Source organism: Pedobacter riviphilus (assembly GCF_014692875.1).
GTDB classification, from domain to species: domain Bacteria; phylum Bacteroidota; class Bacteroidia; order Sphingobacteriales; family Sphingobacteriaceae; genus Pedobacter; species Pedobacter riviphilus.
Genome location: NZ_CP061171.1, coordinates 2,647,536 through 2,665,071 on the forward strand (window position 1 = coordinate 2,647,536; position 17,536 = coordinate 2,665,071).

The 17,536-nt window shown below is 43.0% G+C and carries 10 protein-coding genes; all 10 read right to left on the reverse strand.

Annotated elements, in window-relative coordinates; genetic code table 11:
* Positions 1-35 precede the first annotated feature (35 nt).
* Complete coding sequence (locus tag H9N25_RS24575) at positions 36-560, reverse strand: hypothetical protein (protein WP_223833706.1); 525 nt, start codon at positions 558-560, stop codon at positions 36-38.
* A gap of 47 nt (positions 561-607) precedes the next feature.
* Positions 608-1,714, reverse strand: coding sequence for a sodium:solute symporter family transporter (locus tag H9N25_RS24580; RefSeq protein ID WP_223833707.1), 1,107 nt, complete (start codon positions 1,712-1,714; stop codon positions 608-610).
* Between the two features lie 22 nt (positions 1,715-1,736).
* Positions 1,737-4,016, reverse strand: coding sequence for an FAD-dependent oxidoreductase (locus tag H9N25_RS10865; protein WP_190328908.1), 2,280 nt, complete (start codon positions 4,014-4,016; stop codon positions 1,737-1,739).
* 218 nt (positions 4,017-4,234) lie between these two features.
* Entirely contained in the window at positions 4,235-5,644 is a 1,410-nt protein-coding gene (locus H9N25_RS10870; protein WP_190329142.1) for an SGNH/GDSL hydrolase family protein, read from the reverse strand.
* Positions 5,637-5,777, reverse strand: a complete 141-nt coding sequence (locus H9N25_RS24585) for a hypothetical protein (RefSeq protein WP_223833708.1) — start codon at positions 5,775-5,777, stop codon at positions 5,637-5,639. Before H9N25_RS24585 ends, H9N25_RS10870 begins: the two co-directional genes overlap by 8 nt.
* A gap of 35 nt (positions 5,778-5,812) precedes the next feature.
* Positions 5,813-9,046, reverse strand: a complete 3,234-nt coding sequence (locus tag H9N25_RS10875) for a hypothetical protein (RefSeq protein ID WP_223833709.1) — start codon at positions 9,044-9,046, stop codon at positions 5,813-5,815.
* Positions 9,047-9,054: 8 nt separating this feature from the next.
* Positions 9,055-11,643, reverse strand: a complete 2,589-nt coding sequence (locus tag H9N25_RS10880; protein ID WP_190328909.1) for a glycerophosphoryl diester phosphodiesterase — start codon at positions 11,641-11,643, stop codon at positions 9,055-9,057.
* On the reverse strand, positions 11,640-12,539 hold the full coding sequence (locus H9N25_RS10885) for a DUF5017 domain-containing protein (protein WP_223833710.1): 900 nt from the start codon (positions 12,537-12,539) through the stop codon (positions 11,640-11,642). Before H9N25_RS10885 ends, H9N25_RS10880 begins: the two co-directional genes overlap by 4 nt.
* A gap of 17 nt (positions 12,540-12,556) precedes the next feature.
* Positions 12,557-14,128 carry a RagB/SusD family nutrient uptake outer membrane protein gene (locus H9N25_RS10890; protein ID WP_223833711.1) on the reverse strand — a complete coding sequence of 524 codons (1,572 nt, stop codon included), beginning with the start codon at positions 14,126-14,128 and terminating at the stop codon, positions 12,557-12,559.
* 18 nt (positions 14,129-14,146) lie between these two features.
* Positions 14,147-17,326 carry a SusC/RagA family TonB-linked outer membrane protein gene (locus H9N25_RS10895; protein WP_190328912.1) on the reverse strand — a complete coding sequence of 1,060 codons (3,180 nt, stop codon included), beginning with the start codon at positions 17,324-17,326 and terminating at the stop codon, positions 14,147-14,149.
* Between the last annotated feature and the right edge of the window lie 210 nt (positions 17,327-17,536).

A 17,536-nucleotide genomic window follows, 5' to 3' on the forward strand; every position in this document is an offset into this window, starting at 1 on the left:
AAAGCACCCACCCAAAAACTTCTGTACTGTTTACATTAAACAACCAACTTTTTACTGGCTACCCGCCATATTAACCCTGCCGAAATCAGGATTAAACCGCCAACTGCCATTACGGTTATTGAAAAATCCTTTGCGATATACCCAAGTATTCCGATGCCTATCCCCACAATGCCCATTGAAAGTGCAATAACACCTATCCCGAATTTATTTTGCTTTGCAGCCTCTATATGTAGGGCCGGATCTACAACCCGGACCGCGGTAACTCTTTTTTCCTGCTCCATTTCTTCTACTTTAATAGAAATACGCCCCTTGGCAGTATAATATATTTCAAAAAACAAAAGAACCGCTATCGGAATGCCCATCCCCATGCACGTTTCCATGGTACGGTCGAGCTTTAAACCCCATATACTGGGCATAATCACCTTAAAGAACAGGTTGATCAGCAATGATGTTACTGTGGCGGTAACTACTGAAAATCCGCTTTGACGTTTAGAAAAAAGTGTCCAGATGATCGGTGCAAACAATGCTCCACCTGCAATAGAGGCAGTACTTAAAACCACTTCAACAATTCCCCCGGCGCTTGGAATCCAAATGGCAACAACAATTGTTAGAACACCAAAACCAGGGTAAAGAATCGGGCCATCCAGATCACTTCTTTTTCTGACGCTTTTGGTCTTAGCAGGTTTTTATAAATATCCTGCGCAAAGACAGTCGAGGCCATATTGATCGTTGTATTGGCTTTACTGGATGTGGCAGAAACCATTCCGGCCAGCACAAGCCCTATCAAACCTGCCGGCATTACTTTTTGGATCAACATCATGTATGCATCTTCACTTTCCAGTCCCTGAAGATTTGGATTGATCACCCGGTAGATCATTGGCGGGATCATCCAGATAAAAGGACTTACAAAATACAAGATGGTAAATATACCTGCTACCTTTTTTGAGTTTTTTTGGTTAGACACACTGGTATAACGTTGCACATATGACCAGTTTCCGCCGATATAAAACGTCTGATAAACAATAAAAGCCAGCATAAACCCAAAGGTATAGTCCTGGTTAAAGGGCTCAAAAAAATGGGGCGGCGCTTTTGCCACAAGGTTGGCTGGTCCACCGATCTGGGAAAAAGCTATGGGGATCACAATCAGTACCGCAGCTGTAAGTATTACAAACTGAACTACATCAGTCACTAAAACTGCCCATAATCCGCCAGCAGCGGTATATACCACAATGATCAACCCGATCACAATAATGCAGGTTTCTAGGGAGTATGGGGTGGCTACATGCACCATTTTACCAACCGGATACAATACTGCAGCAGTGGTGAACAGGCTCAGCAGCAAGGTCATATAGGTATAAAACTGTTTTTCGGCCGCACCGAAACGTTTGCCGATGTATTCAGCTGCAGTTGCAACGCCTGTTTTTTTCCATCTTCCGGCAATAAAAAAGGTGACAATTAAGCCACTGATGGCCATTGTTAACTGTATTGCATTGGCAACCAGCCCATGTTTATAAGCGATAGATCCCCAAACCACAAAGGTTCCGGCCGAAAAATAGCTGATAAACAAGGATAAGCCATTGATCCACCAGGGTGTTTCTCCTCCTGCTTCGAAAAAAGCCTGCCCGCTTTTACTACCCACACGAGTAAATGTAAGTCCGATACCGAATATAAGTAAGGCAAAAACCGCCATTACCACAAAATCTAATTTTCCCATTTAATTTATCTGCTATTTAGTATTATTGATAACAACGCACGGAGAACAAAGCCGCAGGTACCTCGTCTGAAGGATGTTCCAAATATATCGTTAGGCTCCTGGTATTTAAAGGCTCAGTTAGCTCAATGATGTTCCTGGTTTGATAATTACCGGTTTTAGTAAAAACAACGTTCTCTTTATCATCTTTAATTACATAATTCCTTACGCAAAACGGCATCACATTTTCCGGATGCCCCATCAGGACAGACTCCATTGGATGATCAAAATCAGTATCAAATAACAACTCGATCCGTTTAATGCTCTTGATTTCTTTCCAGCTGATGGTTAGTGCCGGATTCTTATCTTTCCAGTCGGCCACCCATGCATTTGGTGCAGAAACTGGCCTGTCTATGCCATTGCTAACATTTGCAGCACCAAAAGCATCAATACCAGATGTGTAGTTAAATGCAATATTGTGCCCTTCGGGCCTGCGCTTGGGGCACCAGAATTCAAACTCATCTACCCCAATATCCTCTGGCGGACTTTGTTTTCCATAATTGGATACGTCTTTATTAATAGCATTGAACACGGATAATAGTCCCGTAACCCGCTTCGCTGAGAACTGCAGTTTTACATCAGGATTCTTCATAAAGGTAAGAAACGCATAACTTTCCTCAGGCATTACCGCATCAAAGCTGATCTGCAGGCAATTGCGCCCGACATTTATTGGCAGTGAAACTTTATCTATGGTCAAATCTGGCGTATGGTTGCTCTTTTTACTGCTGATCCTAAGTTCTACTTCCAACTCCGTTGCCACATCTCCTTCTGCATGTACAACAAAGGTACCGATTGCCCCTGCTTTTAAGGGGATCATCTGGGCAACAGAAAACTCGAGTGGTTTAAACAACCTAGTTTCGGGAAGGCCGGTCAGCAACAGTTCTGAGGATGCGGTAACCTGCGCACTGCGTACAAGGTCGATCGCATCATGAAGTACAAGATCTGGAATGTGATGCCCACTGCGCAGCAGCTCAGTCTGCAGTTCTGGTATAAATCCTTTATGATAGACCTCCGCTGGCAACAGATTTTTGTCTTTACAGATCTTCGCTGCCATGGCAACCGCCTGTGCCGCATGGGCAGCAGTAGCCATAACCCTGGTAGAGCCAAAGGCAACATGCGTTGCACTGATAATCCTTCCTGCCAGAAAAAGATTTTTGATGTTTCGGCTATATAAAGAGCGATAGGGAATCTGATAGATGCCCTTGCTATGCCATTGATTGCAACCAGGTTTCTCGCTGAACACCCCATCTGCAGGATGCAGATCTATGCTCCAGCCACCAAATGCGACAGCGTCATCATGCAATTGCTGATTAACGATATCCTGTTGTTTGATGATGTATTCGCCTTCGAAACGGCGGCTCTCTCTTTTACCCGGTATGGTACCTACCCATTCTAGCGCAAGGTTTTCGGCTTCAGGAAAATTGCCCGAGTTTTTTACATAGTTCCATGCACTGTAGGCAACTTTCCAGAGTTCCCATTTTATTTTTTCGGTATCATGTACCGTATCCAATCTTCCTCCATACTCCAGCCACCAAAGTTTACATCCGTACTCCCTGGCATTAAAATTTTTAAACCTGGGGATCTTTGTAATATCATCCAGTGCATAAGAAGGGGCTACAAACTTTACAGGCTTGCCGGTATCTTTACTGTAAAAATACAGGCTATGGCCAAGCAGTTCCCCATATTCTTTTGTAGGCGCAAACTGTTCTCCAAATTCTTCTTTGGCCTCTGCTCCCATCCTAAACGCCGCACCAGCCAAAAAGGCCACAATGCCATCTCCTGATGCATCGCAAAAAAGCGGTGCGTGTATGATATATTCGGTAGAATTCTGACTGCAAAAGGCTTTTACGGCGCTCAGTTGATCTGCGGCTGATTTCTCTACATCATACACCCCGGTATTAAGCAATAAGGTAATATTAGGTTCTGAAACAACCTTATCAAGCAAAACCGTATCAAAAATCAACGGATTGCCTTCGGGGTTCCTGTACATATTTTCAACCATCAGCTCATCCACCACACCACCTTCTCTTGCCCAACGGTTATTATTTCCCATATGTGATGTGGCGCCCAGCATCCATAACCTTACCTCACTGCTCGCATTTCCGCCAAGCACGGGCCTGTCCTGCACCAGTACAATCTTTAACCCTTGCCTTGCAGCGGTAATTGCGGCACAGGTTCCTGATACCCCGCCCCCTATAATGGCAAGATCTGCCGCGAGTTCGTCAGATCGCAGCTGCCTCTTTTCGCCTCCTTGATTTGTGATCATAAAAATATTCTGTATTATTTCTTTCTGTTATACTTTTCCAACCGTCTGTTCTGAATGGCGACAAGGGAAATCCTTTTGCATTAAAAACATTGGCACCATTACTTTCTACCGGACTGCCGTGCCTTACTGCAACCGATTTTACTTTCCATAGCTACATAAACAGCGCGCAGCCGAAAAGCAGAAGAATTTAATATGCTTTTTTAATTTAAAAATCTGTTTCATTTCAGTAATGTCCCTCTTAGTAAAATCCGACCTAAATAGATCACTGTCTGATCATATTTTTCAGGATGTTGAACAATATCCTCCCTCTTGTCCTCAGGCAAGATCATGAGTTTATCGGCTTTCTGGCCAGACAGGGTTACCTTTACCAAATGGTTCCCTTGAGGCACTTTAATTACATCAAACTGCCCGCGGTAACGGTTATAACAATAGTTGTTGAACCTATTCAATACATCAGCAGCAGTTGTGTCTTTTGCCTGGTAATAAATAAAATTCCCTTCCTTTTCTTTGCTTAATTTCACAGGCTTTCCATCTATAATCCACTCCAGTTGCCCAACCTCAGGTCCGCCAATATCAAATACACCCAGCATATCACCCTTAAAACGGAAACTAAATGTGGCCCCGGGCTTATTAGCAGAAAGTACATTAGAAAACCAGGGACTGAATTTTTTAAGGTTTGGATCAGTATCAGTTGGCAACACCCTCCAGCCTTGATCAGGAACTGGCAAAATTGATGGATCTACCATTGTTGCCTCCTCCCATGCGGCACTAATTAATGGCTTTGGCAGCTCCTTCTTTTTTAAGGGCTTTGCTGTCTCAATTTTTTTGAAAGCACGGGCTATGGCCGCAGCGTAGAAATTTCCCCCTACCGTAGTCGGGTGGATTCCATCCTCAGAAAACAAAATTCTCATCTGCTCAGCTGGGTTTCCTTTCCAGATTAGCTTTCCTGCTGCTTCCAGGCTTGCTGGCTCCATTCCTAAATTCACAGAAGGTAGGTCGTAGTGTGCTGCAACCTGCTCCAATCCTTTAATATTTGGTGGCAACTCATTTTTTTGATAAAAGGCAGTTTGTCCAGTTAAAATGGTATACAGCAAACAAATAGCTGTATTGGGGTTCTTTTTGATTGTTTGACGGATCATCCCTTCCATCCCGGCGGCATAAGCGCCGTTAACGGCAAATTCTATAAAAATAAGATCGGGCTGGTGGCTAAGTACCTGTTCATTGATCCTAAATGCACCCAGCTCCGTTCCCGTGCCAGATACACCTGCATTGATCCATTGAAAGCTGACCTGAGGATAGGTTTGCTCCAGGTACTTGGCCGTTTGAAGGCGATAACCAAAATTTGCTTGTGTAATGCTCCCTCCAATAAAAGCAACTACCACCTTTTTACCCGCATTTACTTTTTCAAAGAAGCCCGGAAGACCTGCCCTAACATTGCATTCCAGCTCATTGTTAAAGTCACCCGCTTCAATTACAGGGATATTAGGGACAGAAACATCAAAATAAAGAGGAGAAGCCCCTGCCTGTGAAGCTGCAATCTTATCACTATCTGGCCTGGTTTGAGAAAATGCAGTAGCAGATATCAATAAATAAGCAAGCAATGCAGTTTTCACACCTTTTTTATTCATTACCATTGAGTACAATCTTTTTTGATTTTGTTTTCCCATCATTACTTTTAAAAATGAGCTCCAGTTTTGCGTCCTCGCCCATCCCCAGTTTATTAAAACTCCATTCGTAAGGGTACTGCTTTATTTCCTTCATTTGATTGTTACAATTAACGGTTACGGAATATCCATTTAACGGAGCGGTTTCTGCAAATCCATAACAGGTATCCCAACCAAAGGGAGAACGGATACGGAACAAGAATACACGCCCCAGGGAGCCCCCAAATCAATCACCTTCATTCCATCTTTTACCGGCTGATATTTCTTTGCTACCCGGTTCGCCTTTAATGGAATAGCAATTGCTTTGAATCCTTTTGCAGGGACAACAACATCAATCTTGGCCGCTTTAAAATCCTTGGAAACTGACTGATCGCTTTGCGCATAAACCAGGGCTTTCCCATCCTTTAGCGCAGCCGTAGCATCAGTCCATTGTACAGCTACTTTTTCCTCAGACTCAGCTTCTGAGGAAAGCAGGATCCAGAAATTCTTATCTGAAACTGCAGTAACATAATTGATGCCTGCATTCTGAATATTTACCAAGCCTTTATGCATCCATAGTGTGGCCTGCTGATCTCCAAAGACCGTTCCTTTTCCGCCTCCATATACCCGATTGTTAAACCAGACAAATCCCTCCTGTTTGCTATAAGGAAACGCTACATTTCCATTTGAACGCTGTATGCTTTCTGAGATCAGGTAATCGAGGCTAAAAGCGATATGTGGTGGGATATGATGATAATAAATGGAACTCACATCCGGCCCTTTATAAGGAAAATCAACCGACATGGGTATATCTGTAAAACCCGTAGCGTAATATCCAGGATAGTTTGCATAACGACCGATTACGGCATTGCGGGCATAGGTTTCGTAGATAGGGTTGTTTTCATATTGGAACAAGCGCAGCAAATGGGGTGCCCAGCTACTCATAAATACCGGACGGACTGTCTGATCTTTTACACGGGTAAAATAGGTACTAGGCTGCTCCAGCCCCAGGCCTACCGGCGATACCAGCCATTCGGGTACTTTCTTTTCCTGTACATCACCATTTTTCCGTGGAAAACCTAAACGATAAGGCTCGTTGCCTTTCCACCAGATGTGTGTAACGCCATCATAATGATTATTCTTGTGAATGGTTTGCAGGCTATCTTCCACTTTCGGATAGCTGCGTATTCCCGCAATGGTAAAATGTGCACCATATTCTGCGGCTTTCAGATACTTTTTATCTTTTGTTGTTTCATAGAGATCCAGCAAATCCCACCAGGGTGCATAAAAACTGGCATTGTAAAAAGGTACATGACTCAATACTTTATTGGTATTGTTATATATTTTTTGCTGAATAAAAAGATCTGCATCTTTTTTTGCCTGCTGCAGCCATTTTGCCTGGCCTGTGAGCTGGTATGCCCAAAGCGCCTGGTTCCATGAATGGAAATCTGTTGAGTAGCCTTTTGCCATCCTAAGGCTATCTCCTGGTAGTGCTATATTTTTCAGCCAGGGATTCAATCCGCCCAATAAGCGATCCAATCCTACATAATAAGACGTGGTGAACTGAGAAGTAAGCGGGTTGAACTCCAGTGTTTTTCGTGTAGCATTATACGCTGTAGGAACAATATCTGTTGCCCATCGGTACCCGCTTCTGGAAAGCGTAAATTCTATTGTTGGCAAAGACCGGCTGATGTAAAACTCTTCATCATTCTGCAATACAGAAAGTGCAATATTGGCCAATGGTGTGGCATTTACAACTGTAGGTGCTGTTTTAGGATCGCCTTCAATATCAAAAAAACCCTTTAGCTTAGTCGACCATCCCGCAGCATTGTCATTTTTCACCAGCTCAATCATGTTGAATACCGCATCGGTAAGCGAAGCTTGTTCTTGTTTCCGGTAGTCCTTTACCTCAAACACTTCCTTCGATACATAATCCATGGCCGAATCCCAGTTGCCCGACTTTACACCAATAATAAATCGCCTGTCAATCAACTCCCCTGCACGGTATTTAGAATCATTCATTCCCAGAACGGGAGAAAACATAACCGGCTGTATCTGGTTATTGTGGTTCTTTAGTGTAAAACCTGCAGGCGCATAGTCTACAGAACCCCAGTCCTTTTTAAATAATTCAGGACTTGTTGCCACATAACTAGAAACAATACCTTGCCCTGTTTTTGAAGAAACAATAGCCAAGGGTTGCTGCATCATTGAAGTAATCATCATTTGCGGGCCGTCAGAAAGCCGTTTATACTGAAACATGGGTGCCATCGATACGCTTTCCAGCTCCTGATCGGAAACAGGCTGGAAGGCTTCGATCCCCATGCTATAATACCCTGGCTGGGCAATCTTGCAGATCAACCGCAGATCAATATGTTGCTGACCTGGGTGTAATGTCCATAAACCGGTTATTGTAGAACCATTCCTGGTTACATATTGAACTTTTATGGTTTGTTTGTCTACCGCTTCTGCAGTTATGGGAATGGCCTCGCTGAGGTTCCCTGCCTCAAAAGGATTGAGATCAGCTCCAGGCTGGTAAACTGCATATCTATGACTCTTAAAAACAAAATATGCATTTGGTTTTTGGCTGTCCCAGGTTGGATAATATTTATTAAACTGGATGGCGGTAGCATTAGTACTGATTAAGAAAACCCGGTGGTCTTCCATGTTTGCAGTGCTTACCTGTTGCCAAGCCCCATCTTTTTTTATTTCTGTTTTACAAGCGATAGCCTTATGGTCAGCTCCCGTCCTTACAAACTGCACACGTACAGCCTCGTTTTCAATTCCTGCAATTACCTTATCCGTCTTGCTCAGTTGAAGTGCGGGGCTCGTGTTTTTCTTTTCCGCTGTAAGTGTTTCCTGCATAACAGGAAGCTTTTTCCAGGATAAAAGGGTTTTCTTATCCATATCATTTGGATTGATTGTGCTATCCTGCGTAAAAAGAATAGCATCGCAGCGGCCAAAATTAAAATTATGGAGGCGCAACAGCACATCTGCCTCCATTAGGTCAGCACTTCCGAGACGCTCCCAGGCATATCCTGGTTTTCCATGTCCTCCTGCTTTTTTTAACCTGGCATTTCCAACCGAAAGCTGGAATAACCGGGTACGGGGACGTATATCAAAATCGGGGGTCCTTATCCAAATGGCATAACGACCTGCTTTTCCGATATTCATCACGGTTAATGCATCAGATGTACTATCCTGTTCTCCTTCTAAAAACCTTAAAATGCTGCCACTGATGCCATCTTTATTGACTTCATTAAACCATTTGCCTTTAAACTGAAAATCAGTCCCCAGCAGTAGGCTTTTTTCTTGCTGGGCAATCACAGTTCCCGTTGTTAAAAACAAGAATGCTGTTAATAATAAACATAGCCTGGTTTTCTGGTACATATCTTAATTTATTTGTAGGTAAATGCATAAACCTGGAGACCATAAGGTGCTATTTTTATAGGATCTCCTGTAGAAAAAGGAATTTTTGAACCTGATGCAGAAAAACATCTGGCAGTTTTCAAATCCAGGCTGTGACCTGGAATAAAACGGGACATGTCTAGCTTGAAGGTACTTTCCTGTATTTCGTCATCGTTATTCAATACAAACAGGTAAAACACTTTATCCTGCTTATTCAGGGCGCATACATAGTCCATATTGGGATTGTTCAATGAAACCAGTTTCTCCATCAATGTCAGGTCTCCCTGCTTATCAAATATTTTTCCCTGCCTGAAGCCAAAGGTTTTGTGAGGGCCAACCTTAGGCGTAAGAAAGCCTGAAGGAAAATCAATCCGCCCCTGTGAACGCAAGGAAAGTTCTGCCATCAGGTAATCGGTGATCCAACCCACCTGCCACCAGGCATGATGAGGAAAAGGCCCGGCTCCTTTGTTCATGGCGCTCCAATAATACGAAGCAACTCCTGTGGCTGGGTCTACAAAAGCATCTTTACTTAAAGCTGCTGTTCTTGCCATTTTGAGGTATAGCGAATCTTTTGTCAGTTGAAATAGCCTTACAAACATACCGGCATGGCTGGCGAGCATGATGGGGCCGCTGTTATTGGCGGAACCTAAAATCCCTCCATGTTCAAAGCTTAGCCCCACCTGGCTTATTTGCCAGTCTTCCAATTGTATCGACCCAACTTTTTTGCTTTCTTTATTCGGAATCGGATGAGAATAGATGGAGGTTGTATAGAATTGTGCAGTTTTAATAGCAGCCTGTTTAAATCGTACGTCCTTTGTAATTTCAAACAGATCGAGCAAAGCCTGGGCACTTTGTCCGGTTGCAAAATCAGGTGCAAACCTGGCATCTCCGCAAACACCTAAAAAGTATCCTTTATCTACTGCATTTTTGATATACCAGTCTGCAGCTTTTACCGCCGCCTCCAGGTATTTTTTATCCCGGAGCGTCTGGTATGCAACCAACAGTCCGTAAAAAGTAGGTCTGTAATCTTTCAGATCTTCAAACATAGGTTTTTGCGTGTCGTTATGATAAGCCACTTCCCAATAACCTTCTGGCTTCATTTTAGTCAAAAGCCAGTCGGCCGCCATACGCATACCCGATTTAAGCTGCTGATTATCTGGCTCAAACAAAGACACGTTGCCCATATCAAGCAAAATATAATAAGTGGTTGCGATTGGCTCGGTATAAGGCCCCCACTCTTCGGTAAACCGTTTTGAATGGTAGAGGTAATATTGACCAGCTGCAGCTCCGTGAAAGAACCCATCAGCGGTATTTTGCTGCGCCAATTTAAAGTTCAATGCATCTTTAAGACGTTTCTGAACCAGAATCGGGTCTTGAGTGATATTCGCCAACATCCACATGGCCCCATAATCAGCATTTTTTACAGCATCTTTTTCCGAGCCATACACCCCACCCAAATATTCCTGGGCACCAATAGTCCGGCCGTGATAATCGAAAGTCCGCCACCGTGAAGTACTGTCCTTTTTCACATAATCTAAAAGCTGTTCCATGCGACCAGATAAGGAAAGCTTGGTTTGCTTTAAATGCAGTAGCTCATCAAAGCGATAAACATCGTTTACGACATGCTGATATGCCTGATACCAGCTTGAAGTATTAATGGTGTACCTGAAATCAAAAGAGATGCTTTCCCCCTTTTTTAAATACGACTTGTTCTGCCCCAGTACCGGATGATATAAGGTTGGGCTCAGTTGTTCCTGCCTGTTGATCAGTGACAGGCCAAGCAGCCAGTTCGACTGGGTAGATTTATCATATTCCCATGGATGTCTGGCTGTTCCTGGCTCGGCCGTTACGGCAAGTGTAATTCCATCTCTATTCGTGAGCATAGCCGTAAGTGCAGCCGCTGTTCTTTCTCTTACCACAACCGGTCTATCTGGAATTCCGTGTCCATAAGCATAGGCATCTGTAAAGTTATTGTTGATGGTGCTGCCTTGAAACACACCGGGGATACAGCCCCATTCAAAACTTTTTTTGTCGTTTGTACTCAATGCCGGACTCGCTATGGAATAATATCCATCCTTATTTGCTGTTAAATGAATGGAAACACATAGATCATTTTTGTAAACAGGATCTAGCTTCCAGATTGCCTCCACAATAGAGACATCTGTTTTTTGCTGAAAAACAAGTGTATGGCCAACCTGCTTATACTGTTGCGGATAAAATAAAATGGCACGCCCTTCCTTATTTAAGGAAACCGCAGAGGTATTCGCCTTCCAGGTAGGAATGATATAGCGGTATTCAGGTTCAGGAAATTGAATTTCTTTCCCGTTTTTGTCCTTAGCCTCCGAATCCATCCTGGGTTGATCTGCACTGTAAAGCAGGGTATATTGACCCAATGTACCAGACAAGGAATGCCATCCGTTTTGTCCTTTTACAGATAGTTGTTTTATTTTATATCCCATACCAGTGTCTTCCCAGTTCAGGCGAAGTGCATCATTTGTTAATCTGGCTTGGGGCGCTAACTGGGCATAACTGCTGTTTGCAAAAGCAAGCAGCAGTAAGATTACAGGGTTTAATCTCATTGGGTAATAGTTAAATCTATTTCTTTTACAACTGTAAGTGATCGTTCTAAATTGGCGTTGGTTGCCACAAATGACACTTTATATACACCAGCTTTAGTATAAACCCTGGTATAATCTTTTAGATTCTGGGAAATATTCTTAATAGGTTCCCCTACATCAGGTAAAATACTATTGGGGTTGAACTGCTTGCTTACTACCCAGTCATCATCCAAATCCGTGCTATTCCTTACCGTAAGCAACTGTGCTGAGGTAATACTCCAATTGGTTGCAGGGCCACTAAAATTAAAAGCAGTCCAGCCCGCAGTAGCCATAGTGGCCAGTACAGTTTCTTCTCCCTGCTGGTTGGTGCTCTTAAGATCGAAAGAACGGATTACCCAACGGTTTTGCTGTGCTTCTGGTTTTATAACTGTGGTTTTATAAACCAAAGCCAAGGCCATGTTTTTATTACGCTCTGCAAAAGTATTCAGACTGATATTTCCCGAGGGGGTCTGATCCAGACCAGCAGATAAAACAGCTTTATCTGTAATATCTTCCCAGTTAGCAGCCCTTACATTTGTAGCATCATATATTCCATTGAAATTGGTAGATACATACAGTTTTATCACCGATTGATCGATGGGCATTACCCCGAACTGGGCATAAGTTTTAAAATTTAGGGAAACCGTATTTCCTTCCACAACCGTTCTTTTCCGGTACTCATATTTGCGCCCAGCTTCCCCCGACCAAAATACAATGTTCTCGGGTTTACCATTAATCATAAACCTAACGGGCTCTCCAACCTTATAACTGTTTTTTTCCAACTCAACAGAAAAATCATCCTGAGGAGCCAGCTCATAGGTCTTCTGGCAGGAAGCCAGGGAAAATAATATAACAGATGCAATTAATAGCTTATTCATCTTATATAATTTTGTAGTTACCATCCTGTATTTTGTTTGATATTAGGGTTAACGGCCAGTTCACTGTTAGGGATCGGGAATAAAACAGCACGATCTGTTACGCGCTGTGCCTGTGCAATAGCTGCGTCTTTTAAAGCAGTTGGCATATTGGCCTGGTATTCTCTTGCCTGTGTTTGCATAACGGATGGATAAATACCCCATCGTACAAGATCGTGCTTCCGGATGCCCTCGAAAGCAAGCTCACGTAACCGTTCATTCCTGATCAGATCAAGGAAGTCCTGCTGAGACAGGTTAGCGGCCGCATCGGCCGTTACATCGGGAACAAGCACATCTTTCCCATAACCCCTTCGCCTTACCATATTTATTGCTTTATATGCATTTAAAGAGGGTCCATTATTGGTATAATTATCAGCTTCTGCAAACATCAGTAATACATCGGCATACCTTAACAGTGGCCAGTTTGTACCGGTATAGTTTTGATTTCTTGGCAAAAGAAGTTCATACTCACGCCTCCATTTCCCATTACTACGATCGTATATCTGATCTGCTGGCCAGTTGGTCCGTACAGCCGTTTGTCCACTTGTCACATACCGGTAAGGAGCAACTGTCCAGTCCCTTCTCTGATCGCCATTCGCATAAGCATTGTAAAGCTTCGCTGTAGCATGAACATAATCATAGCCATACCCAATTTCAATATTTCCACAGGTAATGCCGTTATAACTGCCAATCATGCCACCCTCTTGTATTTCGCCCTGGTTTACGCCTTTAAATTCTACTTCCCACAAACTTTCCCTTGTATCGAAAAGCTCCTGAACATGGTTGATATAGATTTGCTTGAAATCGGGATTAAGACTGTGCAATCCTGACAGCATTACTTTTTCTGCATAAGTCCTGGCATCGGCATACTTTGCAACATCATTTAGCGGGGCGCCTGCCATGGTCAGATATACCCTCGCGAGTATACCTTGTACAGTAGTTTTTGTGATACGGGTATTATAGCCATAATCAGAAACAGATTTCACCAGACCTTCTGCCTGTTTCATATCAGTAACAATACGTTCGTAAAGGTCCTTTACCGGAGTAGCAGGCAGAGGCGGTTCTTCAGGTGATTTGCTGGATTGAAGCTTTAAAGGCACACCTCCAAACTCATCCGTTAACAAAAAATAATAGTAAGCCCTTAAAAATAGCGCCTGCCCTTTTATTTCGTTGCGTTTTTCCGCAGTCACCTTAACGGCCTTATCTATGTTTTCGAGTAACATGTTCGCTCGCTCAATACCCGTGTAAAGCGTTTCCCAATGTCTGTTTAATTCCAGGGTCGAAGCATCTACAATATTGGCATTCATTCCCGATGTCTGGTTTTTCATAAAAAATTCGTCACTAAAAACCATATAGCAAGACATCCCTTGTGAATAAACCCTATTATCGCCCAAACGGTCGTATACTCCGGCCAATGCAGATTGCAGTTCACTTTCTGTATTGTAATAATTTACTGGCGATACAAAATCCTGTGGGGTTGTGTCCAGGATCTTCGAACATGAGCTCACAACCAGTGCCAGCATCATCGCGATATATAATAAAGTCGTTTTCATTTGTAAAAACATTTATCGTTAAAAAGTTAGGTTCATACCAAAGGTGATGGTGCGCGCCCTTGGATATGGGCTCCAGTCGAAACCCGGTGTGAGCGCAGAATGGCGCACCGAAACTTCAGGGTCCAAACCGGAATAGTTGGTCCAGGTTATTAGGTTTTGTGCCGAAACATTAAAGCGGGCTGATTGTATTTTAAGCTTTTTCGTTACTGCAGAAGAAAGGTTATAGCCCAACGAGACCGTCTTTAACCGAAGGAAGGAGCCATCTTCGATATTCCTGTCGGAGAACACATTAGGACCATAACCACCGGCAATAGGCAAATCGCTGTTCTGATTTTCCAGAGACCACCTGTTTTCGTAGGTTTTAAACATATTCAGACTTGGTCTGGCTTCTGCGCCTTCAAATACAATCCGGTTCGCATTTAAAATGTCATTTCCGTAAGACCATTGTAAGAAAATATTGAGGTCAAACGGACCATAATTGAAATTGTTGGAAAAGCCTCCAATGTGTTTCGGATTAGGATTACCAACAATCGTCTGATCATTTGCATCTACCACCCCATCTCCGTTAATGTCTTTGTATTTGATAAAACCTGGCTTAATGAGCGAGCGGGCGCTCCCATTATTCGGTACGTCAGGTTTCAGTTCATAGCTACCGTTAGACAATACATTGAAATCACTTAAAGGATACACCCCATCAAAAACATAGCCGTAAAACAATGCCACAGGGCGTCCTGGCAAGGCTATATAGGGTAAAGAGTTATTGAAATTGGCGTTCCAGTTCGAAACACGTGTAATTAAACTAGGCTGATCACCATTTAACTCTTCGATCTTGTTGGTATTAAAGGCAATGTTAAAATTGGATGTCCAGCTGAATTTCTTTGTACTCAGGTTTATGGTATTTAAGGTAAACTCCAAACCCCTGTTTACCACAACACCAATATTTTTAAATGCGGTAAGGTACCCGGTTGAAGTAGGCAAGGAAGCATTCAGCAATAAGTCTGTAGTTCTTTTATAATAATAATCGGTAGTTAAACTGATGCGTTGCTTAAAGAAACTTAAGTCTATTCCAAGGTCAAGGTTTCCCGTTCGTTCCCATTTAAGGTTCTCATTTCCCAGCCCAACAGGTACAGTTCCTTTAATGTATTGTCCGTTAAAGTAATAACCACTTCTGGTATTTCCAGTGTTGGCCCCTACTTCCTGATCCAAAACGCTCAGGTACGCAAAGTCCGATACCCGGTTGTTTCCGGTAATTCCATAAGAAGCCCTTAGTTTTGCAGAAGAGATGGCCTTAACTGATTTCAGGAAATTTTCTTCCCCAATATTCCAGGCAAAGGCCCCGGAAGGGAAATAGCCCACTCTGTTATCCCTGGCAAATTTTGAAGATCCATCACTACGGACAGAAGCCGTGAACAGGTAACGGGAGTTAAAGGTATAGTTCACACGACCCAGGAAAGACACCAGCGTTGAATAACTACCTGAGGTTGTTTTTACCAGTACAGTCCCCTGGTCAAGCCCCCTGACACCCAATGACTCATTTGGCAATAAAATAGATACGAATCCATCCCCCTCCATACTATTTCTCTGCATTGTAAATCCAACTACTGCATCTAAACGGTGCTTCTTGTTAAATGTCCTGTTAAATGTGAGCAGATTTTCGTTCAGTAAACTGCGGATATTTTGATTTTCGATGGAACCATTAATGCCATAGCTTTGCCCGTAAACGGTTCTCGGATTTCCGGCTGCCGTATTAGCATTGTTAAAACGCTCAAAAATCAAACGGGTATCCGTCATCCCGCCACTCAGCTTGAACTTAAAATACTTCAGGAAAGAATACTCCGCAAAAGCATTGGCAGTAAGTGATTTGTTAAAAGCATACTGATACAAGTTGTTGGAGTTTACTACCGGATTTATCCTTAAATCTGTATTACCCGCCACATCGTCGTCAAAAGGCTGATCAAGGAAATTTTCGTCATCCGCATTGCCTGTAACAGGCCTGTATCCCCAGGTACTGTACATCAAATATGAGCTGGCATTTCCGGCCGAGCTGCTGTTTAGGTTATCACTGGTTAGATTTGCTATCTGACCTTTTTTGATTCCGTATGTATAATTGGTATTAATGCCAATTCTCATATTTTTTCCTAAACGCTGATCGATCTGAAACCGTCCCTGGTACCGCTTATACCCACCATTAATCACAATTCCATTCTGATCTAAATAAGAGCTGCTTACCGAATATTTTGTAGCCGCAGTGCCACCCCTCATAGAGAAGCTATGATTTTGCATAAATGCATTCTGTAATACATTATCCTGCCAGTTTATCCCACGTTCATTGCGGTAAGCATCTAAAGTTTTGCCGTCTTTAAGATACAAAGCGGTAGCGGAAGTCTTATTCAAGTCCAGCTGGTATTTCACAAACTCATAAGGGCTCATCACTTCTATCTGCGTTGACGGATATTGATAGCCCAGCCAGTTGTTATAGTTAACTACCGGCGCGCCTACCTTACCTTCCTTGGTCTTGATCATGATCACACCATTGGCTCCTCTCGCTCCATAAATTGCCGTAGAAGATGCGTCTTTCAATATATCTATTGATTCAATATCATCCGGATTAATGGTATTGTTGTCGGGATTTTCCAAAGGAAAACCATCAATTACATAAAGTGGTGAGTTTGACTGGGTAATGGAATTCCCTCCGCGAATGGTGATGTTGCTAATACTGCCTGGCTGTCCATCACCAGAACCAACCTGCACTCCTGCCACCCTTCCTGCCAAGGCATCTTCAAAGGAAACTACCGGTGCCTTTTCCATATCTTTCATCACTACAGAACCGACCGAACCAGTCAGGTCCTTTCGTTTTACCTGGCCATAACCAACAATTACCACGTCATCTAAAGCGGTGTTGTTAGGTACCAGTTGAATTTTATAGTGACTTTGACTGGTGATAACCACGGTTTTGCTGATATAGCCAACCATGGAAACCATCAATAGTTCACTTTCTTTTGTATTAGAAAGACTAAAGCGGCCCTGATCATCTGTTACGCGGGAAACTGTTTTCCCCTGGATGACTACTTTCGCACCCGGCAAGGGTTTCCCGGTTTCTTCTGTAACAGTTCCACTAATGGTTTTTACCGCTTGGGCCAGACTGGAAAGCGGAATACCCAGAACCAATAGCACTGTTAAGAGTAAGTTTGGTTTCATATTCATTGTTTATATTTGGTTATATTGTTACCACAACATTTACATATCTGCAGTATATTTTTAAATGACTCGCTAAAGCATTTAAAACCTCATCCAGATCCGGGGAATAGCAATTAGAGCTTAATAACAATAATTACTACGTATATAAAAAATGATCAACATTACTAGTCTGGTCTGGACTGGTTAGGTCAACAAATATAATATAATATA

Bases quoted from the DNA above. Each gene is read 5' to 3' on its own strand.
- H9N25_RS10870 (WP_190329142.1), bottom strand. From the start codon at position 5,644: ATGAATAAAAAAGGTGTGAAAACTGCATTGCTTGCTTATTTATTGATA.
- H9N25_RS10890 (WP_223833711.1), bottom strand. From the start codon at position 14,128: ATGAAAACGACTTTATTATATATCGCGATGATGCTGGCACTGGTTGTG.
- H9N25_RS10885 (WP_223833710.1), bottom strand. From the start codon at position 12,539: ATGAATAAGCTATTAATTGCATCTGTTATATTATTTTCCCTGGCTTCC.
- H9N25_RS10880 (WP_190328909.1), bottom strand. From the start codon at position 11,643: ATGAGATTAAACCCTGTAATCTTACTGCTGCTTGCTTTTGCAAACAGC.
- H9N25_RS24580 (WP_223833707.1), bottom strand. From the start codon at position 1,714: ATGGGAAAATTAGATTTTGTGGTAATGGCGGTTTTTGCCTTACTTATA.
- H9N25_RS10875 (WP_223833709.1), bottom strand. From the start codon at position 9,046: ATGTACCAGAAAACCAGGCTATGTTTATTATTAACAGCATTCTTGTTT.
- H9N25_RS10865 (WP_190328908.1), bottom strand. From the start codon at position 4,016: ATGATCACAAATCAAGGAGGCGAAAAGAGGCAGCTGCGATCTGACGAA.
- H9N25_RS10895 (WP_190328912.1), bottom strand. From the start codon at position 17,326: ATGAAACCAAACTTACTCTTAACAGTGCTATTGGTTCTGGGTATTCCG.
- H9N25_RS24585 (WP_223833708.1), bottom strand. From the start codon at position 5,777: ATGAAGGAAATAAAGCAGTACCCTTACGAATGGAGTTTTAATAAACTG.